Genomic DNA, 22,964 nt, shown 5'->3' on the forward strand with positions numbered 1-22,964 from the left:
TTGTATATTGTAAGAAAAACCGTACATAATATAAATATATGAGATGAGCGGAGCGGTTCCGCTCCGTCATATTCTATTCAGATAAAGGAGGAAGTCATGCTTGGTTTTCTATTGGGAAGTATGTGCGGAGGCGTGGTTGGCGTCGTAACAATGTGTCTCTGTACAGCGGCAAAGTGGGGCGACGGACATATGTAATGTAGGGGACGCCGTTCCTCTGCCTGCAATAAAAAACAGCATAATTAAAGGGCGGCAAAATGCCGCCCTGCCATCACTTATTTACTTATTACTTCTTCTCGGGTACCTTGATGATATCCTTGCGCATATAAGGCTGGAGAGCCTTTGGTATACGGATAGAACCGTCCTCGTTGAGGTTGTTCTCCAGGAACGCGATAAGCATTCTCGGGGGAGCTACAACTGTATTGTTGAGCGTGTGTGCGAAATACTTGCTTCCGTCCTCAGCCTTTACTCTGATGCCGAGACGTCTTGCCTGTGCGTCGCCGAGATTCGAGCAGCTTCCTACTTCGAAATACTTCTTCTGACGGGGCGACCATGCCTCAACGTCGATGGACTTTACCTTCAGGTCTGCAAGGTCTCCCGAACAGCACTCAAGAGTACGAACGGGTATATCAAGTGAGCGGAAGAACTCAACTGTGTAGCTGTAGAGCTTGTGGAACCAGTCCATAGACTCCTCGGGCTTACATACAACCACCATTTCCTGCTTCTCAAACTGGTGGATACGATACACACCGCGCTCCTCGATACCGTGAGCGCCTACCTCCTTACGGAAGCAGGGAGAATAGCTTGTGAGCGTCTTGGGGAGCTCCTCCTCGGGAACGATAGTATCAATGAACTTGCCTATCATGGAATGCTCAGAGGTACCGATAAGGTAAAGGTCCTCCCCTTCTATCTTGTACATCATGCCTTCCATCTCAGCAAAGCTCATAACGCCTGTAACAACGTTGCTTCTTATCATGAAGGGAGGGATATAATATGTGAAGCCCTTGTCTATCATGAAGTCTCTTGCGTAGGAGAGTATGCAGCTCTGAAGCTGTGCGATGTCTCCGCAGAGATAATAGAAACCGTTTCCGCTGGTCTTTCTTGCGCTGTCGATGTCGATGCCGTTGATCTTTTCCATTATATCAACGTGGTAAGGTACTTCAAAATCGGGAACAGCAGGCTCGCCGAACTTCTCCACCTCAACGTTCTCTGTGTCGTCCTTACCGATCGGAACGCTGTCGTCGATTATATTTGGTATAACAAGCATGATCTCGCGGATATCAGCCTCAAGCTTTACTTCAAGCTGTTCCTTCTCCTCAAGCTCCTTACCGAGAGCAGAAACCTCAGCCTTTATCTTCTCGGCCTCTTCCTTCTGACCGTTCTTCATAAGGCCGCCGATCTCCTTGCTCTTTACATTACGGCTGTTTCTGAGATTATCGCAGGCCAGCTTAGTCTCTCTGTACTGCTTGTCCAGCTCAACTACCTTGTCAACGAGGGCTAACTTGTCGTCCTGGAACTTCTTCCTGATGTTCTCTTTTACCAGCTCGGGGTTTGTTCTTATAAGCTTAATGTCTATCATATTTATTCTCCTTAGTCCTCTTTTGCCAGCTTTTCAGCCAGTGCTGCGAGGTCATTTTTATCATAGAATTCAAGAATGAGTGCGCCCTTGTTCTTGCCGTAGTCCACCTTGACCTTTCTGCCGAGGCGCTCGTTAAGTGAGAGCTCCATTTCCTTGAAGTAATTATCGATCTTTTTGTTTGAAGCCGCCGGTGCAGCCTCCTCGTTATGCTCCGCAGACTTCTGCGCAGCCTTCTCCACCTGACGGACTGTCAGTCCTCCGTCGGCAGCTCTGAGAGCTGTAGCTATCAGCATCTCCTCGTCCTCAAAGCCCAGCAGAGCTCTTGCATGGCCTGCGGAGATATCACCGTTTTCCAGCATTTTCAGCACTCTTTCGGGAAGTGACAGAAGCCTTACAGCGTTTGCAACTGCGGAACGGGAGCGTCCCACCATTTTTGCAACCTTTTCCTGAGTCATGCCGAATTTCTCGATAAGCTCGTTATAACCCGCGGCTTCTTCCACAGGGTTCAGGTTCTCACGCTGAAGGTTTTCGATGATAGCGATCTGCATAGTCTCCAGATCCGTCAGCTCCCTGATATTCACGGGGACCTCGTCGAGACCCAGCATTCTTGCCGCACGCCATCTTCTCTCCCCTGCTACTATCTGATAGCCGCCTGTCTTTATTGGTCTGACAAGTATCGGCTGAAGCATACCGTGCTCGCGGATAGAATCCGCAAGAGCTGTTATAGCTTCATCGCTGAAGGCCTTACGCGGCTGATCGCGGTTCGGCTCTATCTCAGAGGTGCGCAGTGTTTTCTTTACCTGTATATCGCTGCTGTTATCGCTGAACAGAAGCCCGTATCCTGCGCCGAGACCACCTTTTGCCATAATTCAAACCTCATTCGTCAGGACGAATGTTTTCCTTTCTTATGTTTTTTGAAAGAGAAGATCTTCTTCTTTTTCGGGAGCTCCAGCGGCTCGCCAAGTATCTCGTGGCACACCAGCTCATAGGCCTCTGCGCCCTTGGAGGTCCTGTCGTAGTACATCACGGGCTTTCCGTGGCTGGGAGCCTCGGAAATACGCACGTTACGGGGCACCTTGGTCTTGAAAACGCTGTCGGGAAAGTATTTCTCCACCTCTGCCACAACATCGTTGGCAACATTGAGTCTGCCGTCGAACATGGTAAAGAGTATGCCCTCGATCTCAAGAACGGGATTATAATTATTTTTAACTATTTTGATAGTGTTCACAAGCTGTGAAAGTCCCTCAAGCGCGTAGAACTCCGCAAGCATGGGAACGATTATACTATCGCAGGCAACAAGGCTGTTTATGGTGATAGTTCCCAGCGCAGGAGGACAATCGATAAATATATAATCAAAATCGTCCTTGCAGGTCAGGAGCTGCATTTTCAGCCTGTTCACCCTGTTCTCATTCTGTGCCAGCTCAAGCTCGCAGCCTGCAAGATCCTCTGTTGCAGGAACTATTGAGACATTCTTGAACTCGGTGGGGATAATTGCTTCCTGTATGCGGGTCTTGCCTGTTATGACGTCGTAGGTGGACGCAGGTACAGACTTTTTCTTTATACCGAAGCCCGTTGTTGTATTGCCCTGGGGATCGGAGTCAATGCAAAGCACTTTGAAGTCCCGTGAACCGAGATACGCAGCTATATTTATTACGCTGGTGGACTTTCCTACTCCGCCCTTCTGATTGGCAACAGCAATGATCTTGCCCATATTATCTTCCTTTCAGATTTACTTATACTATTATAGCACCTTTTTTCCCTATTGTAAATAAGAAAGGCCGATTTTTTTTTCAAAAAATGTTTCACATGAAACATTTTCGGACAAAAAAATCACATGAAACACCATAAATGTTTCATGTGAAACAATTTCAATCTCTGCTGGTCTTCTGTATCGGTATCCTGACGCGGTACTCGATGTAGTCCTCGTTCTGTATCTTCCGCGAATCTGCGGATATTCCCGCGGCCTGCATAGTCTCCACGGCTTTGTTTATGGTATTCACGAACATCTTCACATTCTGAAACACTGCCGACCGCTTCTTATAGCTGACTCTGCTTCTGTTGCTGCCTATAAACTCGTCGATAAGCTTCTCGGAGCGCTCAACATTAAGATTGTTCCTTATGATCTTTTCTAGTATAAAGAGCCTGTCCTCGGCACTTCCAAGCCTTAGCAGAGCCCTTGCATGGCGCTCTGTAAGTCCGTAGCGGACTATAAGCTCCTTTTCCTTATCCGTAAGCCTGAGAAGTCGAAGTTTGTTAGCAATGGTGCTCTGGGCTCTGCCAAGCTTTGCAGCGGCGTCCTCCTGGGTCATTCCGTAGTGAGTGAGAAGGCGCTCAATAGCCGCAGCTTCCTCAAAAAAAGAAAGATCCTGTCGCTGGATATTCTCCACAAGCGCAAGAATTGCCGAGTGTCTGTCGCTTATATCATAAACGATGCAGGGTACAACGCTCAGATCACAGAGCTTTGCGGCACGAAGCCTCCTCTCCCCTGCTATCAGCTCGTATTTTCCGTCCTTCTTTCGCACGGAAAGCGGCTGGAGAATACCGTTCTGGGCAATTGACTCGGCAAGGGCGGTTATATCCTCGCAAAAATCCGTTCTCGGCTGATAAGGGCTGGGGCAGATCTCGTCAACTCCGATCTCAACCACCTTGTTTACAAGCTTTTCTTTAGTAAAATTCAAAAATCCTGCCATAATGACCTCCGATGCTTTTTTCTTAATTTTAGCACCTGCGGGAAATAGTTTCCATACAAAAAAATCGCCATTTTGGAACAAAATGGCGATCCGTATGTCATTATACGAGCAGTTCAAAGAGTTTTCTTCTTGATCTGACTGCTATTGCGAGGGTATTTTGGCGGAGTCTGCGATATTTTCTTTACAATGACGATCTTCCTTTTCTCATCAAAAAGGTCGTAATCAACTGTTTTTACGACGGAACCGCCGAGAAGCTGCACCGCATTATATCCAAGGCTTATATCTTCATTGGGTCCCTTCATCGCAATGAAGCTGCCGCCTTTCTTCACGAAAGGAATACACAGCTCGCTGAGAAGCGCCATATTGGCAACTGCGCGGGCAGTGGCAAAGTCAAAATTCTCCCTGTACTCTGGTTTTTTTGAAACGTCCTCAGCTCTCCCGTGTATGAATTCTGCTTCAATTTCAAGCCTTTCGCAGAGTTGACGCAGAAAATCTATCCTCTTGTTAAGGCTGTCAAGAAGTGTCAGTTTTATGTCAGGACGGAATATTTTCAGAGGCACAGAAGGAAATCCGGCGCCTGTTCCCACATCAATAAATGACGAATTATCGGGGATTTCTGCGTATTTTGTCAGCAGTATACTGTCAATAAAATGCTTTCTGAGTATCTCCTTCGGCTCTGTTATTGCAGTGAGATTGACATTTTCATTATACTCGACGAGAAAGTCCGAGTATGTCCTTAGCTTGTCATAAACCTCAGCTGTCAATGTCAGGCCGACAGCTCCGAACTCAGAGCAAGATAGTCCATAATCAGGTATCATGACTTTCTCCCTTCTCATGCATGAGCCAGACAGCAAGCATAGAAATATCGGCAGGGGATACACCCGAAATTCTTGAAGCCTGTCCGATAGACAGTGGCTTTATTTTATTCAGCTTCTCCACCGCCTCCAGTCTAAGCCCGTAAATAAGGCTATAATCCATATCGGGCGGCAGCTTCTTGGACTCCATTTTTCTCATCTGCTCGATCTGAGCGAGCTGCTTTTCAATGTATCCCTCATATTTGATCTGAAGTTCGACCTGCTCGCATACCTCCCACGGAAGCTCCGGGCGGCCGCTGTCAAAAACAGCAAGATCGTTATAATTCAGCTGAGGACGGCGTATAAGATCGGACATTTTGCAGCCAGTGGAAAGAGGAGATGTTCCACATGACTCAAGGTAAACATTAAGCTTCTCAGAGGGAGAAATATTCATCTTTGAAACACGTTCGATCTCCTCTCTCGTAAGCCGTTCCTTTTCAAGAAGCTTCTCATACCTATCATTTGAGATAAGTCCGATAGCGTGACCAATAGGCGAAAGGCGCTGATCCGCGTTATCCTGCCTGAGAATAAGCCTGTACTCGCTTCGGGAAGTCATCATTCTGTATGGATCGGAGCAGCCCTTTGTCACAAGGTCGTCCACGAGAGTGCCGATATATGAGCTCGCACGGTCAAGGATCATGGGCTCACGGCCTTTTATCTTCAATGCAGCATTTATGCCTGCCACAAGTCCCTGTGCTCCTGCTTCCTCATAGCCTGAGCTGCCGTTGAACTGGCCTGCGCCGTAGAGTCCCCCTATATTATTGAATTCAAGAGTAGGGGACAGCTGATTCGGGTTGCAGCAGTCATACTCAATGGCGTATGCAGGACGCATTATCTCAACGTCCTCAAGACCGTCTATTGTCCGCAGAAATGCAAGCTGTACATCTTCAGGTAACGATGACGACATTCCCTGCAAATAGTACTCATCTGTGCTTAATCCCATAGGCTCAACAAAAAGCTGGTGCCGCGGCTTATCTGAAAATCTGACTATCTTGTCCTCTATGGACGGACAGTATCTCGGACCCACTCCCTCTATCCTGCCTGAGTACAAAGGCGATCTGTCAAGATTTGCCAGTATTACTTCATGGGTTTTACTGTTTGTATATGTGACATAACAGCTTACTTTATTATCAAGTGTCTCCGAATCAGTCTCAAATGAAAAGGGGACTATTTTCTCGTCGCCGTCCTGTCTTTCCATTATATCAAAATTAATACTTCTTTTGTTGACTCTGCATGGAGTTCCCGTCTTGAATCTGCGGAGCTCAACTCCATTTTCTTCGAGGCTTTTTGACAAGAATTTACTTGGCAAAGCCGCGTCAGGACCGCTTTCATATGAAACCTCGCCTATATGTATCTTGCCTTTAAGATATGTACCGGTCGCAATTATTACTGCTTTGACCTTGTATTCCGCTCCCAGTGAAGTGCGGACTCCTGTTATTTTATTGTCTTCTGTTACTATTTCAGATATTTCAGCCTGCTTCACAAAGAGGTTTTTCTGTTTTTCGCAGACATTTTTCATGTACTCATGATATCTCACGCGGTCTGCCTGGACTCTCAGACTGTGTACGGCAGGTCCTTTTCCGCGGTTTAGCATACGGCTCTGTATAAAGCAGCGGTCCGCGGCTTTGCCCATTTCACCGCCCAGAGCGTCTATCTCACGGACAAGATGGCCCTTTGCAGTACCTCCAATTGACGGATTACAGGGCATATTCGCGATCTGATCCAGTGATATGGTAAACATTACAGTCTTGCAGCCAAGTCTGGCGGCGGCAAGAGCCGCCTCTACGCCTGCGTGGCCAGCGCCCACAACTGCAACGTCAAATTCTCCCATTTTATATGTCAAGCTTATCCCTCCCGATGTTTCACGTGAAACACTTTATTTTCCGACGCAGAAGCGAGAGAATACTTCATCAACAACTGCATCCATAACTTTCTTTCCCGTAAGCTGAAGCAAAGATTGCTCGGCCTCATCAATAAGAACATTCACCGCGTCAAGCATTTCACCGATTTCAAGTGATGAAATAGCACTTTCAATACCTTCAAGTGCATTGTCAATACACTTTTTCTGCCTCTCATTAGCGGCTGTAGCGGTATCAAAATCAGCTTCATTAAGTTGGAATATCTCCTCTATATGCTTGTGGAGCTCCTGAACACCCCTGTTCTCTTTGGCCGATAAATATACAATATGTTGAATTCTGTCCTTCAGAAGGGAAGTGTCAATAAGCTGATCCACATCATTTTTGTTGATAACAGCTATAGTGTTACTTTTATTAATTTTATTAATTAAATAAAGATCGTCCTCCGTCAGCGGACAGCTTCCGTCAAAAACAGCGATCACAAGCTCGGAAGTGGCTATCTTCTTCTCGGCCATCTCCACACCTATACCCTCTATAACATCGTCGGTATCATGGATACCAGCGGTATCGGAGAGCCGCAGAGTGATGTCGCCAACGCGGACAGTCTCCTCGATAACGTCACGGGTAGTACCTGCGATCTCGGTAACGATACTCCTCTCGCAGCCGCTGAGGCAATTGAAAAGGGTGGACTTGCCAACGTTGGGACGTCCGATTATAGCCGTTGCAACTCCCTCACGGAGTATCCTTCCGCTGTCGTAATTCTTCACCAGCGAACGCAGCTCATCGCGGACATCGGTAAGCTCAGCAATAAGAGTTTCAGGTCTCACCTCGGGGATATCCTCCTCGGGATAGTCCGCCCATGCTGCAAGATCTCCCAGTATTTTCAGCAGCTTCTGCGAGCAGCTGTCCGCCTTTCTGAAAGCCGCACCCTCGCGGAGGCTCTCCGCCATTTTAAGCTCACGCTCACCCTTAGCGGAGATTATATCCATGACTGCCTCAGCCTGGGTCAGGTCAAGCTTTCCGTTGAGATATGCCCTTTTTGTGAACTCGCCTGCCTCTGCGTTGACAGCTCCGTTTTTCAGAGCCGCGCGGAGAATCTTCCTTGTTACATAGAGACCGCCGTGGCATGAGAGCTCCGCAACATCTTCACCTGTGTAGCTGTGAGGGGCGCGGAAAACCGTGAGTATGCAGTCGTCAAGGCGTTCATCTCCGTCGTGGGCTATGCCGTATGCGCAGGTATAACCCTCCATATCCGCTACCTTTTTGCCGCCGTAAGGGGAGAACACCTTCTCCGCAACAGTGAGGGCTTCCTCGCCGGATATTCGTATGACAGCTATACCTCCCACGGCGTTTGGCGTAGAAATGGCAGCTATAGTGGACATTATATCACTTCCTAAAAAAACAACGGCATAAAGCCGTTGTTTAAGATATTAAAGTTCGATCTTTCCGTAGAGGCCGCCCTCGATGTTGTCCTCGGGCTTGGGTCTCTTGTAATCCTTTTCAAAGCTTGTTGAGAGGTCAACGCTTCTGCGCTCCATGTTTACCTCTCTGTCGCGGTTTCTTCTCTCGCCGCCGTTTCTTCTGTCATTTCTTCTTCCGCCGCCGCGGCGATCGTCACGGCGTCCGCCGCTTCTTCTGGGGTTATTGGAAGAAATGATTATCTTTCTGTAGGGTTCCTCGCCAACAGAGCGTGAGGAAACGCCCTCAATATTTGAGATAGCAGAGTGGATAACTCTTCTCTCATAGGGATTCATAGGCTCAAGGGGCTGTGATCTGCCTGTTCTGAGAACTGACTTGGCCACCTTTGCTGCCAGCTGCTCAAGAGTTTCCTTTCTCTTGCTTCTGTAGCCGAGGCAGTCAATTGTGATCCTGTAGTAATCCTTGTCGCCCTTGTTTGCGATGATAGAGCAGAGATACTGGATAGCGTCGAGGGTCTCGCCGCGTCTGCCGATGATAGTACCGTTGTTATTGCTTTCGATGTTGATGACAGCTCCTGTCTCGTTCTGATATACAGTGAACTCTGCGTCAACGTCCATAGCTCTGAGTATGCTTGTGATATAGTCCTTAGCCAGCTTTACCTTGGGATTGATGAGAGCCTCGTCCTCGATGAGTGTGAAGTTATCGAGAGAGTAAGCTTCTTCCTCCATCTCCTCGGCAGCCTCTGCTGCGGGAGCTTCTGTAACGGCGGGCTTTACCTCAGCAGCGGGCTTAGGCTCAGCCTTAGTCTCTGTAGTTACAACAGGCTTCTCATTAACGGGAGCCTTTACTGCGGGCTTCTCAGCCTCTGCTGCGGGAGCTGTGGTCACGGGCTCTGCCTTGGGAGCGCTGCTCTGTACTGATGAAACGCTGTCAACGGTAGCCTTTACCTTTGCTTCCTTAGCGCCAAGTCCGAAAAGTCCCTTTTTGCCTTCGTCGATGATCTCGAATCTGATCTCACTGATCTTCCTGCCGAACTTCTTTGCGGCTAACTCCTTAGCCTCTTCGATGGATCTTGCTGTAAAAATTTCAGTCATACTTTTACCTCCCTGAGGACATCAGTCCTCATCATTATCATCATCGTCGTAAGAATCACCGTATTTTTCAGCCATACGCTTTCTTGCTTCCTTGAGCTTGTCGCGGTTCTGCTTGTTCTGTTCGGAACGTGAAATGCCCTTTGCCTTGCCCGAAGAGGACGAACCGCTGTTCTGCTCATCGAGAGCAGCCTGCTGCTCCATCATTTTCTGCATGAATGATTTCTTATTCGGATGTTTTTCTGCGTAAATTCTTGCTTTTTCCTTTTCAGCCTCATTTATGACCTTGATGCGCTCGGGAGTAAAGTAGCAGTTAAGCGCAAAGGTAATGAGGAATGAGAATACTGATGACCATATCCAGTAGAAGCCGACACCTGCGGGTACCTGGAATGCGAACCATACCGAGAGGAGAGGCATACCGAAGGTAAGGACAGCCATACAGCCGCCGGGTGTCTGAGCTGCGGGATTAGTCTTCTTCTGGTGGATCTGGCTGTATACCGATACCAGCATCTGAGAGAGACCTGCAAGTATCGGGATAGCTGCGAGGATTATCATTTCCTGTGTCCAGCCGCCCTTGGGGTGGAGAGTGGGAGTTTTTCCGAGGTTTGCGCCGAATATAGTGAACTTCTCACCGAATTCGGATACCTTCGAGAGGAAATTCTCACCCAGGGAAGCATACTTGTCGCTGTGGTCTCTCAGGTTCTCCATAGTGAGGAGCTCGCATCTCAGGTTCTTCATATTGAGATGTGAATCGCCTGTATTCTCGCCTGCGATGCCTACAGCCTGTTTTATAACGTCCTTGGATATGTTAAGGATATGGGTTATGGGCTTATAGATAACGTCGATAACGCCGAAGAGCAGGAACATCTGTATAAACATGGGGAGACATGATCCCATGGGGTTCACGCCCTCCTGCTGATACAGCTTCTGCTGTTCCTCCTGAAGTCTCTGGGGGTTATTGGCGAAGCTTTTCTTGAGTTTTTCCAGCTTCGGGTTGAGAAGCTGCATTCTTGCGGCGCTCTTCTGTGTCTTGTAGCTGACAGGGAAGAGCAATACCTTTGTAACAACCGTGAATATGATGATAGCCACGGCATAGTTATTGCAAAACGAGTAAATAAGTCTCATCAGATAGCCGAAAGGCACACCGATCAAATCATAAAGTGCGTTCAATATTCATCCCTCTTAGTTCTTTTTGTTGTCTTCATCCTCACCGTAATCAGGGTCAATGAAGTTATACTTTTTCACCCTGAAGGTGAATTTCTCGGGGACATGGTCTATACCGCCCAGTGACCATGGGTTGCAGCGGAGGATCCTCCACACGGCAAGAGCCGAGCCCCGCACAGCGCCGAAGCGCCTGACAGCTTCCAGAGCATAAGTGCTGCAGGTAGGATAATACTTGCATTTAGGGGGAAAAAGCGGAGATATGAACCTTCTGTAGAACTTTATCAGTCCCAGAACTATATATCTCATACGCGCTTTTTACTGCTGTCAAAGCTCCTGAACATCCTGTTGATGTCGGCAGCTCCGTACTTTTCCATATAGCCGCAGTATTCCTGCGATTTGATCTCACATATGGCAGATCTTGCAACAATGACGATATCCATACCCACAGGCAGCTTTACCTCGCAGTTCCTGTAGGCCAGACGGATAAGCCTTTTAGCTCTGTTGCGGCAGACGGCATTGCCCACCTTTTTTCCTGCGGTTATACCGAGGCGATTGAAGGGTCTGCCGTTTGGTCTGACATATATGACCGAATATTTTGAAGCGGCATACCTGCCCTTTTTGTACAGGGCGAGGAAGTCCTTATTGTCGTTCAATATTTCCGTATAAAGCATAATCGCACCTGCAATAGCCGTCCTAACAAAAAAGACCACAAAATTAAGATTTTGTGGTCAGCCTCGTCAGTGAGTTAATCTTGCTCTGCCCTTAGATCTTCTACGAGCTAAAACCTTTCTGCCGTTCTTAGTAGCCATTCTCTTCATGAAGCCGTGCTCCTTCTTTCTGTGGAGCTTCTTAGGCTGATATGTTCTTTTCATATTCAGTGTCCTCCTCTCTGCAAATTGTATACAAGAGCGTTTTCAGCGCTCTGACTGACGTGATCTACGCGCAGGGACACTTCGCCCTGCATTACACTAAATCATTATATATTAAAAAGCCTCTCATGTCAAGCAATTCGCAGAATTTTTTTATCGGGGAGACGATTTTCTGTCTTTTTGACAATTTATTCTGAACCAATGAGGCAGAAATTTCAACACTTTGTCCGATTTTCGCAACAAATCAGCTTCTGATACAAAACAGGACAAAATAGTTGTTTCACTTAAACCATTGTGGAAAAATTCTTATCAACCGACGGGTTTCAACATTTCAAATCACCATAAAACAAGGTAATGGCATAGTTTTTTCAGAGATTTTAAAGGTGTTTCAACACAGTTTTCAACAATATGTCAATTTGTGTGTTGAAAGAGGCCTCATTTTCTATCTCTTAAACAGTGAAATGTGCTTGCTTTTTTTTACCCTTTATGGTATAATTGTCTTATATATTATTAATAGGAGAGCACGTCATTTTTTCTCCAACTATACTTACATACATCCGGAGGTTATTATGAATTCATTTGACGAGGTTTTTGAGAAAGTAAAGAGCTACTGCCTCGAAAACGGAACGATACCCGAAATAGGCATCAAGACATGGATAGATCCCCTCGTTCCCATCGATCTTAAAGGCACTGACGCTATTTTCAGCGTACAGACGGATTTCCAGAAAAATATTGTAATGAGCTCATATTCCAACGCTATCAAGGACGCATTCTTCAACGTTGTGGGCCTCAATGTGGATATCACCATAAATGTTGAATCCGATGAGCCAGAAAAGATCAAGGTCCCCACGGACGCAGAGCTTGAACAGAAGCACGCAGAGCTTGAGCAGTCATATAAATTTGCAAATTACGACTATACCTTCGATACCTTCATCGAAGGACGCTCAAACGAGTTTGCCCTTGCCTGCAGTAAATCCGTGGCAAAGAACTGCGGCAGCAAGGCCGTGCCCGACTATAATCCGCTGTTCATATACGGCCCCTCGGGAATGGGCAAGACCCACCTCATTACGGCTATCGCAAATGAAGTGAGAAAGAACCACCCCGACTTCAATATAGTTTACGTTACCAGCGAGACCTTCGGAAGCGATCTGGTAAACGCTCTCAACAAGAGCAGCATATCCGACTTCCACGACAAGTACAGAAATGCCGATATACTCCTCATAGACGATATACAGTTCTTCTCCGGCAGAGAGCGTATGCAGGAGGAATTCTTCCATACCTTCTACAAGCTACACCAGGAGGGCAAGCAGATAGTCATTACCTCGGATAAGCCTCCGAAGGAGCTCCTTACCCTTGAGGAGCGTCTCCGCACACGCTTCGAGGGCGGCCTTATCGCAGATATCTCCGCTCCCGACTATGAGACGAGACTTGCTATCATCAACAGAAAATCCGAGCTTTTAGAGCTGAAGATGCCCAGCGAGGTCGCAGAATTCATGGCAAACCGCCTGAAGTCAAATATCCGTCAGCTGGAGGGCGCTGTTGTACGTCTGAAGGCTCTCAACCACTTCGCAGGAAGCCCCATAACAATATCCATGGCTCAGAGCGTTATCCGCGACGTACTCACAGACGAGCAGCCCATACCCATCACAGTGGAGAAGATCATCTCCGAGGTTTCCACGGTATACGGCGTATCTCCCGAGGATCTCCGCTCCAGCAAGCGCTCCGCTCAGATCTCAACAGCCCGTAAGGTGGCTATATACGTTGTCCGCGAGATCACTCAGATGCCCCTTGCTTCCATAGGTACAGAGTTCGGCGGCAGAGACCACTCCACTATCGTTTACTCGGTAACAAGCGTTACAGAGTCTATGGAAAAGGACTCTAACCTGAAGAATCTCGTAAACGATATCATCAAGAACATCAAGGACAAGAGCAAGGTCTGAGTCAACGTTTAAAAAGTTGATTGCCGCTCATTCAACAGAGTTTTCAACAGTGTGTTAAAAACTTATTTCAGACTTTATCCGTTGGTTTTTCCCGTGCTGAAAATGATGATCCCGTTTTTATACAAAAGCTGTCGGATATCATTTCAACACAGGAAACATTCAACACTTAACAGCATTGTGAAATTATCACCGTGATGATACAGGATTTTTTCTGTTTCCACTTTTTTCTCAACTTTTTTTCCATTTCAACTCAACAATCATCAACCTTTTTCACACAAAAACGGACAGGCTCTCACGGTTTCCCCAATTTCAAGAATTTCACAACAGTGTCCTGTGGACGAGCTCTGCGGCGTATATCTTGAAATATGCCCTGTTCCAACTTTTCCACCGACACAATAACAACAACAATATATTTATTCTTATCTTATCTCAGCTTATTACAGCCGGGATAAAACGGAGGCTTATACAATGAAATTCATCTGCAACAAGACAGAGATCAGCGAGGCGATAGGAAACGTCTCAAGAGCTGTTTCACAGAAATCCACCATTCCAGCTCTTGAGGGCATAAAGGTCCGCGTTTCACATGGAAGCGTGGAGCTCACAGCATATAACCTGGAAATGGGTATCCGTACTTCCATCACTGCAAATACCGACGGAGAGGGAGAATTCGTGGTAAGCGCAAGACTTTTCAGCGAGTTCACAAGACGTATGTCCGGAGACGAGATAACCTTTGATATCGACGAGAACCTTGTGATAACCATATCCTGCGTGGCTACCGAGTGCAGCTTCCCCGCAATGTCAGCAAGCGAATACCCGGAGCTTCCCAAGGTAGATTCCGCAAGGAGCTTCTCGGTTAAGCAGAGCATACTCAAATCCATGATAAATATGACCAGCTATGCCGCTTCACTCAACGAAAGCAAGCCCGTACTCACGGGAGAACTCTTCGACATAGAGGAAGGAAACTTCAACATGGTGGCAATAGACGGATTCAGACTTGCTATCAGGAGCGAGCTCACCGACTGCACAGAGAAATATCACTTCGTAGTACCCAAAAAGGCTCTCCTTGAAGTTTCCACACTTATCAAGGACGACGATGATGAAAAGCTCTGCACGGTCTGCACCAACGACAGACATATCATCTTCGAGATCGGCAACGTTTTCGTTATATCAAGACTTCTCGAAGGCGTTTTCCATAATTACAAGCTCAGTATCCCCGGCAGCTGCAAGACAGAGGTCATCATCAGCAAGAGGGATTTCTCCACCTGTCTCGAGCGCTGCTCGCTGCTCATCGACGACAAGAACAAGTCGCCCATACGCTGCGAGATCGGAAACGGCGTTATGAAAATAAGCTGCAAGACAGGCATAGGTAAGATAAACGACGCTATATCCGCCGATATTTCGGGAGAGACCGTTACTATCGGCTTCAATAACAAGCTCATTCTTGAGGCGCTCCGTGCTGCGGAGGGCGACAAGGTGCGCATACGCTTCAACGGCGCTATGAAGGTCATCGAGATACTTCCCATGGAGGGCGAGAGCTTCATATTCCTTGTAATGCCCATACAGCTGAAAAACTGAGACCTCAGCGAAGGAGTATTCTCAGCTGCTGATACAGGCAGCTGAAATCATGTAGAAATGACGATAAATAGCCCATGATACGGGTATCTGACCGTAAGAGGTGATATATATGCCTGAAAACAGAATAAAGATCACAACGGAGTTCATAAAGCTTGACGCTCTCCTGAAGTTCGCCTCACTTGTGGGCTCGGGCGGAGAAGCCAAGCAGCTCATACAGGACGGAGAGGTCCTTGTGAACGGAGAGGTCTGCACCATGAGGGGCAAGAAGATACGTCCCGGTGACAGCGTAGAGCTTGACGGACAAAAGGTGACCGTAGAGTGATAATCACCTACGCAGACATAGACGGATTCAAGAACCTGAAAGGCATATCCTTTGCCCCCGATCCTAAATATAACATCATCGTGGGGCCGAACGCCCAGGGCAAGACAAATCTCCTTGAGGCTATGTGGATACTTTCGGGGTGCAGGAGCTTCCGCGGCTCAAAGGAAAAGGACTATATCAGTCTCGGCGGCAGCAGGATGTCGTCGAAGATAAAGATTCTGGACAGCGTCCGCGAACAGAAGATAGCCTTCGATATGTCAAGGAGCGCTGCGAACAGCAAGTCCATAATCCTTAACGGCGTGAAGCAGAAAGGAACGAGAGCTCTTTTCGATGTGTTCAAGTGTATAGCCTTCATACCCGATGATGTTGATATCATCAAGGGCTCACCGGAGAAAAGACGAAATTTCGTGGATATGGCCGCTTCGCAGCTGAATCCGGTCTTTGTCATGCACATAAACAAGAACAACGCCATAATGAACCAGCGCAATGCCCTGCTGAAGGGCATAATGCAGGGCGTCACCGACAGGAGCAGCCTTGAGATATGGGACAGGCAGGCCGCCAGCGAGGGCGCTGTCATATCATATATGCGCCATGAGTATATACAGCGTTTCAACGGTATATGCGGTCAGCTTTACCGCACTATATCGGGAGGAACGGAGAAACTGGGACTGGAATACAAGTCCAATGTTTTCCGTCCCGAGGACTTTGAGAAGCCCTGCGGCGATGAGGCATACGAGCAGTATTACAGGAAGCTGTCGGAGACTGCGGATTACGATATCAGAACGGGAAGCACCCATTCGGGAGTGAACCGCGACGAGATACTCATAAAGATAAACGGCGTCAGCGCCAGGGACTACGGTTCGCAGGGACAGATAAAGAGCGCCGCCCTTGTGATGAAGCTGGCGCAGGCAGAGATATTCATGCAGCGTTCAAAGGAAGCTCCCGTAATATTCCTTGACGACGTCATGGGCGAGCTTGACGAGAGCCGTCAGAGGTTCGTGTTTGATATCATCAGGGATATGCAGGTATTCATAACGACTCCCAACGAAAGTGCGCTGCTTCCCGAGATAAAGGGAAAACTGCTGAGGATAAGCGGCGGCAGAATAGCGGAGGAGGAAGAAAATGTATCTTCACATAGGGAATAACTACTCCGTAGATATAAGAGATATAGTGGGAGTTTTCGACATTGAGAATACAACTGTTGAAAAGTGTACCAAGAAGCTGCTGGAAAGAGCCGAAAAGGAGCACAAATGCGTGTATACCACCTATGAGATGCCGAAAAGCTTCATCATAACCGTGAAGAACGGCAGAGAGAGGGTATATATATCCCAGCTTTCGGCAGCGACATTGCGGAAGCGCCTGAAAAATGGCGGAGGGTTCTGATGGAGCAAAATGAACGAAAGCTCAACAGGCTTACAAATTTTGATTATTCGCGGAATGGTCTGTATTTCATTACCATTTGCACGAAAGAACGTAAAAAATGCCTTTCGGAAATACTGGATGTAGGGGACGGCGTCCTCGACGTCCCTATTGTTCGATTGACAGATTACGGAAAAATTGTAAATGACCAGATAAATGAGATAAATTCGGTTTATGCGAAATTGAAGATCATGAAATATGTTATCATGCCGGATCATCTGCACATGATAATATATTTATTTGATGAAAATAACGTAATTGTCGGGACGTCGAGGACGCCGTCCCCTACAAATGCCGTGATTCCATCATTGATATCGGTTTTCAAAAGATTCGTTAACAAGAAAACTGGATGTAATATCTGGCAGCGTTCCTATCACGACCACATAATCCGCAATGAGAAGGAATTTCTCGAAATCTGTGATTACATCGACAATAACCCCGTAAACCGGGTAAATGACATATACAACCAAAATCATTGGAGGTAAATCATGAGTCAGCAGAACAACAACTACGATGAAAACGACATACAGGTCTTGGAGGGACTTGAAGCAGTCCGCAAAAGACCCGGTATGTACATCGGTTCAACAGGTCCCGGGGGACTCCACCATCTGGTTTACGAGATAGTGGACAACTCTATCGACGAAGCCCTTGCAGGCTACTGTACCGAGATAACCGTAGAGATACTTGAGGGCGATATAATCCGCGTTTCCGACAACGGACGAGGCATACCCGTAGGTATCCACCCCAAGGAGGGAATATCGGCGGCTACAGTAGTTTATACCATACTCCACGCAGGCGGCAAGTTCGGCGGCGGCGGATACAAGGTATCGGGCGGTCTTCACGGTGTCGGCGCCTCGGTAGTAAACGCTCTTTCCTCATGGCTCGAACTCACCGTAAAGGACGGCGAGCACGTTTACTTCCAGCGCTTTGAGCGCGGTCACTACGACGAGGAGCTGAAGATCATCGGCGATACCACCGAGACAGGTACCAGCGTAATGTTCAAGGCTGACGACGAGATATTCGAGAGCACCGTATATGAATACGAGGTACTTCTGAAGCGTCTCCGCGAGCAGGCCTTCCTCAATGCGGGAATAAAGATAGTATTCACCGATAAGAGAAACAAGACCGAGACTATCGGCGAGACCCTCCACTATGAAGGCGGTATCCGCCAGTTCGTGGAGCACCTTAACGCAGTACGCGGAAATGAAGCCATAAGCGGCGATGTAATATATGTTTCGGGTATGCAGGGCGACGCCTTTGCGGAAATAGCCATGCAGTACAACGACAGCTACAATGATGTGGTATTCTCCTTTGCCAACAATATCCACACAAAGGACGGCGGTACCCATGAGACAGGCTTCAAGAACGCTCTCCTCAAGGTCATAAACGAATACGGAAGGAAATTCGGCAAATTCAAGGAGAAGGAAAGCTCCAAGAAGGGCAAGGACGCTCCTAAAAAGGAGATAGAGAGCCTGAGAAAAGAGGACGTTCTGGAGGGCCTTACCGCTATCGTATCGGTTAAGCTCACAGAATGCGAGTTCGAGGGACAGACCAAGGGCCGTCTCGGAAATCCCGAGGTGAAGCCCTTTGTGGAGAAGCTCGTCACCGAAAAGCTCATGAACTTCCTGGAAGAAAATCCCGATACCGCCAATATCATATTCGAGAAGTGCCTTTCTGCTTCAAGAGCAAGAGAAGCTGCTAAGCGTGCAAGAGAGGCCGAGCGCAAGAAGAATGCCTTCGGAAATTCTTCCATGCCCGAAAAGCTTGCCGACTGCTCAGAGCGCGATGCGAGATACACGGAAGTATACATCGTCGAGGGAGATTCTGCGGGCGGCTCTGCGAAGCAGGGACGCGACAGGCGTTATCAGGCCATACTTCCTCTGTGGGGAAAGATGCTCAACGTTGAAAAAGCACGTATCGACCGTATCTACGGCAACGACAAGCTGGAGCCGGTCGTTACTGCTCTGGGTACTGGCATAGGCGAGGACTTCGATATAGAGAAGCTCCGCTACGGCAAGGTAATAATCATGGCCGATGCCGATGTTGACGGTATGCACATCAGAACTCTCCTGCTCACCTTCTTCTTCCGCTATATGAGACCTCTCATCACCAACGGAAACGTTTATATCGCACAGCCTCCGCTCTTCAAGGTGGAGCGTAAGAAGAATGTGCGTTACGCATTCTCTGATGAGGAAAGGAACAGATTCATCGAAGAGCTTTCCGAGAACGGAAAGTACAATGACGTTGCGGTGCAGCGCTACAAGGGTCTTGGTGAGATGGATCCCGAGCAGCTCTGGGAAACTACTATGGATCCCGAGCACCGTACCATCGTAAGGATAGGCATGGAGGACGCTCTCAAGGCGGACGAGACCTTCAGCATACTCATGGGCGACAAGGTAGAGCCCCGACGCAACTTCATCGAGAAGAACGCTAAGTTCGCACAGGATCTCGATATATGATGGGAGTCAAAATGGAAGAAAACTACAAGCTCAAAAAGGAATACAAGATATCGTCCGACCTTTTCAACAGATCATACCTTGAATTGCAGAAGAGGTTCGTTCTCCCGAAAAGCAGGCTGTATACGGCAATATTCGTGATACTTGCCATAGCGATACTTCTGTTCGGAATAATCGTCATGAAAGACGGTACGACCAAGCAAAAATACATGATATATCTGGGCTTTGCCATTTCCTGCGCCTTTGCGGCAAAGGAGTGGTACGACCCGAAGAAGCTCCGCAGGAACCTTACCGAGTCCATAAAGACTTTAGGCGAACCTACATACTGTATCGGCATTGCCGATAAGTATGTGGATATATCCACGGTAGCCGACGATCTCAGCAATATCCCCGAGGAGGAAAGGGAGGAAGCCGCAGAGGCGGACCCCCTTCCCGAAAAGACAAGGATAAATATTGACGAAAACTTTCAGCTCATAGAGCATGACGACTTCTTCATGCTGCTGAAGGGCAAGGAAATGTTCTATGTGCTCCCCAAGGAATATTTTTCCGAGGACGAGCTGGAAATAGTAAGAAAGCTGAAAAAATGATCCGCATAAAAGCGAATGACCATAAAAACTAATTCTCTCAGGAGGAAAAAATGCTTTACACTGACAACTCAAAGGTAATAAATACCGAGATAGTTGATGAAATGGAAAATTCCATGCTCAATTACGCCATGTCGGTAATTGTTTCCAGAGCGCTCCCCGATGTAAGAGACGGTCTGAAGCCCGTACACAGAAGGATACTGTATACGCTCCATGAAAACGGTCTTACTCCCGAGAAGCCCTACCGTAAGTGCGCCGATACAGTCGGTGCGGTACTGGGACGTTATCATCCTCACGGCGACGCGTCGGTATATGACGCACTTGTAAGACTTGCGCAGGACTTCTCTATGCGCTATCCCCTTGTTGACGGCCACGGAAACTTCGGCTCCATCGACGGCGACGGCCCTGCGGCCTACCGTTATACCGAGGCAAAGATGGCAAAGCTCACCCTTGATATGCTTACTGATATCAACAAGGAGACCGTCGATTTCGTATCAAACTACGACGACCGTCTCAAGGAGCCCTCTGTGCTCCCGTCCCGTTTCCCCAACCTTCTGGTAAACGGCTCTGTAGGTATCGCCGTAGGTATGGCTACAAATATCCCTCCCCACAATCTGGGCGAGGTCATCGACGCCCTCCAGCTCATGATAGACGACCCCGACTGTACTCTTGAACAGCTCATGGAGCATATACAGGGTCCCGACTTCCCTACAGGCGGCATAATCATGGGCAGAGCGGGTATCCGCGCAGCCTACGCTACTGGAAAGGGCAAGATAATACTCCGCAGCCGTACCCACTTTGAGGAGATAAAGGGAAGAAACTGCATCATCATCGACGAGATACCCTATATGCTCCGGAAGGAAAGGCTCCTCAAGAGCATAAACCAGCTTGCAAGAGACAAGCGCATAGAAGGCCTTTACGACCTCCGCGACGAGTCCGACAAGGAAGGTATGAGAGTAGTTATCGAGCTGAAAAAGGACGCTGTTCCCAATATCGTCCTCAACAAGCTCTTTGCGCTGACACAGCTTCAGGATACAGTGGGCATCATCATGCTGGCTCTGGTAAACAACGAGCCAAAGATACTCACACTGAAGCAGATGCTCCAGCACTATCTGGATTTCCAGGTGGACGTTATCCAGAGAAGAACACGCTTCGATCTCCGCAAGGCACTGGAAAGAGCTCACATATTACAGGGCTTCGTGCTGGCTGCGGACCATATCGACGAGGTAATAGAGATCATACGCTCCAGCTCTACGGTCCAGGAGGCAAAGGACCGCATGATCGAGCGATTCAAGGACGTGGATATGTCCGCGCTTCTTGACCGCGCACAGTATGACCTTACAGGTCTCCATGTGGAGCATCAGACAGGTCTCTCTCAGGAACAGGCCGAGGCTATCGTTCAGATGCGTCTGGGACAGCTGACTGGTCTGGAGAGACAGAAGATAACCGACGAACTCTACGGACTTCTCACAAAGATCTCCGACTATGAGGATATTCTTGCAGATGTGAATAGAGTTTACGCTATAATCATGGACGACCTCAACGCTATCCGCAAGAAGTTCAGCGACAAGCGCCGCACCGATATCGAAAATGTCAGCGGCGAGGTGGATATCGAGGATCTTATCCCCGAGGAGGATTGCGTTGTAACTCTTACCAACAACGGCTATATCAAGCGTATGCCGCTGACGGAGTACAAGACCCAGCACCGCGGCGGACGCGGTATCACGGGAATGAAGCAGCGTGAGGAGGACTTCGTGGAGGAAATGTTCATCTGCGGCTCTCACGACAATATCCTGTTCATCTCCAACAAGGGCATAATGTACAAGCTGAAATGCTATGAGATACCCGACGGCTCAAAGGCTTCAAGAGGCTTCAACCTCATAAACCTGCTTCCTCTCACGGAAAATGAGAAGATAGCCGCCATGATAAAGACCACGGACTTCAATGACGACAAGTTCATCACCATGGTCACAAAGAACGGCAAGATAAAGAGGACTAACCTCTCGCTTTACAGGAACGTCCGCAAGAACGGTCTTATCGCCATCGGTCTTGACGAGGGCGACGAGATTGCAGGCGTCCGCATGACGGACGGCAGCGCACAGCTCTTTGTAGCTACCCACAATGGTATGGCTATCCGCCTCGAGGAAGAAAAGATGAGAGCTCTCTCACGTTCCGCTCACGGCGTAAGAGCTATAAAGCTCCGTGACGGAGACTATGTGGTAAGCATGGCAAGAGTCCGCGAGGGCGCTTCGCTCCTTACAGTCACCGAGAACGGCTACGGCAAGAAGACCTCTATCGACAGCTACCGCATACAGAACCGCGGCGGCTTCGGACTCACCAACTACAAGGTGGACGATATCCGCGGACACGTCTGCGGCATAAAGATCGTTGACGAGGAGGACGATATAATCCTCGTATCCAGCGACGGCATCATCATCAGGATACTTGCCAGCGATATCCGTATAATGGGGCGTATCGCAAAGGGCGTCCGCGTCATGAGAGTAAACGAGGGAGCAAACGTTGTGGCATTCACCCGTGCCGAGCATGACGACAACGCCGAGACCGAAAAGGTCGAGCAGCTCACCGAGGAGCAGATAAAGGCCGCTGAGGCAGAGGCTGCCCTTGAGGAGCAGAACGAGGTAGTCGTTGAGGCTGAGCCCGAGGACGAGGAGAATGAGGAATGATAAGGAACGGAGCTTTCTCAGGTTCCGTGAAAGACCGTTTACCGCACTTGCAGTAACGGCGGCAAGCCTGTTCTGCCAGTGGCTCAACTGGTTCGTATATGAAAAGATAAACTACGCATGGGGCATCACTCTGGTGACGCCCCTCGTGCTATGTATGATGTATCATTTCGTACAGCTGGACAGCGGACAGGAGGGAAGCTTTTCAGGGCGTTTCCTGTTCATATTCGCTGTGGCAGTCCCGCTGATGTCAGGTATAATACTGACAGTGATAATGCTGCTGGCGGCTCCCGAAATAAGCGTGTTCTCTCCCGACGCTGAGTACAGAGGCACGGTCAGGGAGACCATAGCCACATATGCGGGAAGATTTGTGTTCACCTCGCTGTATCTGCTGATTTTCGGGGTAATTGACGCACTGATACTTAAAAAACACGGGCAGGACAGCCGCAGAGAAAGGAAATGATAGCT

At 48.3% G+C, this 22,964-nt stretch carries 23 protein-coding genes; 11 read left to right on the forward strand and 12 right to left on the reverse strand.

Annotated features, from left to right (window positions below; translation table 11 throughout):
• Positions 1-96 precede the first annotated feature (96 nt).
• Entirely contained in the window at positions 97-195 is a 99-nt protein-coding gene (locus Q0Y65_RS08085) for a DUF3789 domain-containing protein (protein ID WP_297958768.1), read from the forward strand.
• 88 nt (positions 196-283) lie between these two features.
• Here Q0Y65_RS08085 and serS read toward each other — a convergent pair whose 3' ends face one another.
• From serS to rpmH, 12 genes are all read right to left on the reverse strand, one after another.
• A complete protein-coding gene (gene serS, locus Q0Y65_RS08090; RefSeq protein ID WP_297958769.1) occupies positions 284-1,576 on the reverse strand; it encodes a serine--tRNA ligase in 1,293 nt (430 codons plus the stop codon).
• Positions 1,577-1,587: 11 nt separating this feature from the next.
• A complete protein-coding gene (locus Q0Y65_RS08095; RefSeq protein WP_297958771.1) occupies positions 1,588-2,442 on the reverse strand; it encodes a ParB/RepB/Spo0J family partition protein in 855 nt (284 codons plus the stop codon).
• A gap of 17 nt (positions 2,443-2,459) precedes the next feature.
• Positions 2,460-3,287, reverse strand: coding sequence for a ParA family protein (locus tag Q0Y65_RS08100; RefSeq protein ID WP_297958773.1), 828 nt, complete (start codon positions 3,285-3,287; stop codon positions 2,460-2,462).
• 157 nt (positions 3,288-3,444) lie between these two features.
• Positions 3,445-4,266 carry a ParB/RepB/Spo0J family partition protein gene (locus Q0Y65_RS08105; RefSeq protein ID WP_297958774.1) on the reverse strand — a complete coding sequence of 274 codons (822 nt, stop codon included), beginning with the start codon at positions 4,264-4,266 and terminating at the stop codon, positions 3,445-3,447.
• Positions 4,267-4,379: 113 nt separating this feature from the next.
• Entirely contained in the window at positions 4,380-5,084 is a 705-nt protein-coding gene (gene rsmG, locus Q0Y65_RS08110) for a 16S rRNA (guanine(527)-N(7))-methyltransferase RsmG (RefSeq protein ID WP_297958776.1), read from the reverse strand.
• A complete protein-coding gene (gene mnmG, locus Q0Y65_RS08115) occupies positions 5,074-6,963 on the reverse strand; it encodes a tRNA uridine-5-carboxymethylaminomethyl(34) synthesis enzyme MnmG (RefSeq protein ID WP_297958778.1) in 1,890 nt (629 codons plus the stop codon). Before mnmG ends, rsmG begins: the two co-directional genes overlap by 11 nt.
• A 33-nt stretch (positions 6,964-6,996) precedes the next feature.
• Positions 6,997-8,358 (reverse strand): tRNA uridine-5-carboxymethylaminomethyl(34) synthesis GTPase MnmE, encoded by a 1,362-nt coding sequence (gene mnmE, locus Q0Y65_RS08120; RefSeq protein WP_297958779.1) that lies wholly within the window; start codon positions 8,356-8,358, stop codon positions 6,997-6,999.
• Between the two features lie 48 nt (positions 8,359-8,406).
• Positions 8,407-9,489: an RNA-binding cell elongation regulator Jag/EloR gene (jag, locus tag Q0Y65_RS08125; RefSeq protein WP_297958780.1), complete on the reverse strand. Its 1,083-nt coding sequence runs from the start codon at positions 9,487-9,489 to the stop codon at positions 8,407-8,409.
• A 21-nt stretch (positions 9,490-9,510) separates the two neighbouring features.
• Positions 9,511-10,656, reverse strand: a complete 1,146-nt coding sequence (locus tag Q0Y65_RS08130; RefSeq protein ID WP_297958781.1) for a YidC/Oxa1 family membrane protein insertase — start codon at positions 10,654-10,656, stop codon at positions 9,511-9,513.
• Positions 10,657-10,668: 12 nt separating this feature from the next.
• Positions 10,669-10,956, reverse strand: coding sequence for a membrane protein insertion efficiency factor YidD (yidD, locus tag Q0Y65_RS08135; protein ID WP_297958783.1), 288 nt, complete (start codon positions 10,954-10,956; stop codon positions 10,669-10,671).
• Positions 10,953-11,321: a ribonuclease P protein component gene (rnpA, locus tag Q0Y65_RS08140; RefSeq protein ID WP_297958785.1), complete on the reverse strand. Its 369-nt coding sequence runs from the start codon at positions 11,319-11,321 to the stop codon at positions 10,953-10,955. The genes yidD and rnpA overlap by 4 nt, the downstream gene beginning before the upstream one ends.
• 66 nt (positions 11,322-11,387) lie before the next feature.
• Positions 11,388-11,522, reverse strand: coding sequence for a 50S ribosomal protein L34 (rpmH, locus tag Q0Y65_RS08145; protein WP_009986162.1), 135 nt, complete (start codon positions 11,520-11,522; stop codon positions 11,388-11,390).
• A gap of 566 nt (positions 11,523-12,088) precedes the next feature.
• Between rpmH and dnaA the strand changes: the two genes are divergently transcribed.
• The 10 genes from dnaA to Q0Y65_RS08195 all read left to right on the forward strand — a co-directional run bounded on the left by dnaA (position 12,089) and on the right by Q0Y65_RS08195 (position 22,959).
• Positions 12,089-13,459 carry a chromosomal replication initiator protein DnaA gene (gene dnaA / locus Q0Y65_RS08150; RefSeq protein ID WP_297958786.1) on the forward strand — a complete coding sequence of 457 codons (1,371 nt, stop codon included), beginning with the start codon at positions 12,089-12,091 and terminating at the stop codon, positions 13,457-13,459.
• Between the two features lie 468 nt (positions 13,460-13,927).
• The gene (gene dnaN, locus Q0Y65_RS08155) at positions 13,928-15,034 is read left to right on the forward strand and encodes a DNA polymerase III subunit beta (protein WP_297958787.1); all 1,107 of its coding nucleotides are present in this window, start codon (positions 13,928-13,930) and stop codon (positions 15,032-15,034) included.
• A gap of 109 nt (positions 15,035-15,143) precedes the next feature.
• Positions 15,144-15,356 carry a S4 domain-containing protein YaaA gene (gene yaaA / locus Q0Y65_RS08160; RefSeq protein WP_297958788.1) on the forward strand — a complete coding sequence of 71 codons (213 nt, stop codon included), beginning with the start codon at positions 15,144-15,146 and terminating at the stop codon, positions 15,354-15,356.
• A complete protein-coding gene (gene recF / locus Q0Y65_RS08165; RefSeq protein ID WP_297958789.1) occupies positions 15,353-16,501 on the forward strand; it encodes a DNA replication/repair protein RecF in 1,149 nt (382 codons plus the stop codon). The genes yaaA and recF overlap by 4 nt, the downstream gene beginning before the upstream one ends.
• Positions 16,479-16,739, forward strand: coding sequence for an extracellular matrix regulator RemB (gene remB, locus Q0Y65_RS08170; RefSeq protein ID WP_297958791.1), 261 nt, complete (start codon positions 16,479-16,481; stop codon positions 16,737-16,739). Before recF ends, remB begins: the two co-directional genes overlap by 23 nt.
• Complete coding sequence (locus Q0Y65_RS08175) at positions 16,739-17,260, forward strand: transposase (RefSeq protein WP_297958792.1); 522 nt, start codon at positions 16,739-16,741, stop codon at positions 17,258-17,260. The genes remB and Q0Y65_RS08175 overlap by 1 nt, the downstream gene beginning before the upstream one ends.
• A 3-nt stretch (positions 17,261-17,263) precedes the next feature.
• A complete protein-coding gene (gyrB, locus tag Q0Y65_RS08180) occupies positions 17,264-19,234 on the forward strand; it encodes a DNA topoisomerase (ATP-hydrolyzing) subunit B (protein ID WP_297958793.1) in 1,971 nt (656 codons plus the stop codon).
• Positions 19,235-19,245: 11 nt separating this feature from the next.
• Positions 19,246-19,818 (forward strand): YcxB family protein, encoded by a 573-nt coding sequence (locus tag Q0Y65_RS08185; RefSeq protein ID WP_297958794.1) that lies wholly within the window; start codon positions 19,246-19,248, stop codon positions 19,816-19,818.
• 50 nt (positions 19,819-19,868) lie between these two features.
• Positions 19,869-22,499 (forward strand): DNA gyrase subunit A, encoded by a 2,631-nt coding sequence (gyrA, locus tag Q0Y65_RS08190; protein ID WP_297958795.1) that lies wholly within the window; start codon positions 19,869-19,871, stop codon positions 22,497-22,499.
• Positions 22,489-22,959 (forward strand): hypothetical protein, encoded by a 471-nt coding sequence (locus Q0Y65_RS08195; RefSeq protein WP_297958796.1) that lies wholly within the window; start codon positions 22,489-22,491, stop codon positions 22,957-22,959. Before gyrA ends, Q0Y65_RS08195 begins: the two co-directional genes overlap by 11 nt.
• Positions 22,960-22,964: the final 5 nt, after the last annotated feature.

Source organism: uncultured Ruminococcus sp. (genome assembly GCF_947301925.1).
GTDB lineage: Bacteria > Bacillota > Clostridia > Oscillospirales > Ruminococcaceae > Ruminococcus.

Excerpts from the sequence above, each read along its gene's own strand:
- dnaA (WP_297958786.1), top strand. The coding sequence starts at position 12,089 with ATGAATTCATTTGACGAGGTTTTTGAGAAAGTAAAGAGCTACTGCCTC.
- serS (WP_297958769.1), bottom strand. The coding sequence starts at position 1,576 with ATGATAGACATTAAGCTTATAAGAACAAACCCCGAGCTGGTAAAAGAG.
- jag (WP_297958780.1), bottom strand. The coding sequence starts at position 9,489 with ATGACTGAAATTTTTACAGCAAGATCCATCGAAGAGGCTAAGGAGTTA.
- gyrA (WP_297958795.1), top strand. The coding sequence starts at position 19,869 with ATGCTTTACACTGACAACTCAAAGGTAATAAATACCGAGATAGTTGAT.
- gyrB (WP_297958793.1), top strand. The coding sequence starts at position 17,264 with ATGAGTCAGCAGAACAACAACTACGATGAAAACGACATACAGGTCTTG.
- Q0Y65_RS08195 (WP_297958796.1), top strand. The coding sequence starts at position 22,489 with ATGAGGAATGATAAGGAACGGAGCTTTCTCAGGTTCCGTGAAAGACCG.
- rpmH (WP_009986162.1), bottom strand. The coding sequence starts at position 11,522 with ATGAAAAGAACATATCAGCCTAAGAAGCTCCACAGAAAGAAGGAGCAC.
- yaaA (WP_297958788.1), top strand. The coding sequence starts at position 15,144 with ATGCCTGAAAACAGAATAAAGATCACAACGGAGTTCATAAAGCTTGAC.
- remB (WP_297958791.1), top strand. The coding sequence starts at position 16,479 with ATGTATCTTCACATAGGGAATAACTACTCCGTAGATATAAGAGATATA.
- Q0Y65_RS08085 (WP_297958768.1), top strand. The coding sequence starts at position 97 with ATGCTTGGTTTTCTATTGGGAAGTATGTGCGGAGGCGTGGTTGGCGTC.
- Q0Y65_RS08095 (WP_297958771.1), bottom strand. The coding sequence starts at position 2,442 with ATGGCAAAAGGTGGTCTCGGCGCAGGATACGGGCTTCTGTTCAGCGAT.
- Q0Y65_RS08105 (WP_297958774.1), bottom strand. The coding sequence starts at position 4,266 with ATGGCAGGATTTTTGAATTTTACTAAAGAAAAGCTTGTAAACAAGGTG.
- Q0Y65_RS08100 (WP_297958773.1), bottom strand. The coding sequence starts at position 3,287 with ATGGGCAAGATCATTGCTGTTGCCAATCAGAAGGGCGGAGTAGGAAAG.
- dnaN (WP_297958787.1), top strand. The coding sequence starts at position 13,928 with ATGAAATTCATCTGCAACAAGACAGAGATCAGCGAGGCGATAGGAAAC.
- rsmG (WP_297958776.1), bottom strand. The coding sequence starts at position 5,084 with ATGATACCTGATTATGGACTATCTTGCTCTGAGTTCGGAGCTGTCGGC.
- yidD (WP_297958783.1), bottom strand. The coding sequence starts at position 10,956 with ATGAGATATATAGTTCTGGGACTGATAAAGTTCTACAGAAGGTTCATA.
- mnmE (WP_297958779.1), bottom strand. The coding sequence starts at position 8,358 with ATGTCCACTATAGCTGCCATTTCTACGCCAAACGCCGTGGGAGGTATA.
- rnpA (WP_297958785.1), bottom strand. The coding sequence starts at position 11,321 with ATGCTTTATACGGAAATATTGAACGACAATAAGGACTTCCTCGCCCTG.
- Q0Y65_RS08185 (WP_297958794.1), top strand. The coding sequence starts at position 19,246 with ATGGAAGAAAACTACAAGCTCAAAAAGGAATACAAGATATCGTCCGAC.
- Q0Y65_RS08175 (WP_297958792.1), top strand. The coding sequence starts at position 16,739 with ATGGAGCAAAATGAACGAAAGCTCAACAGGCTTACAAATTTTGATTAT.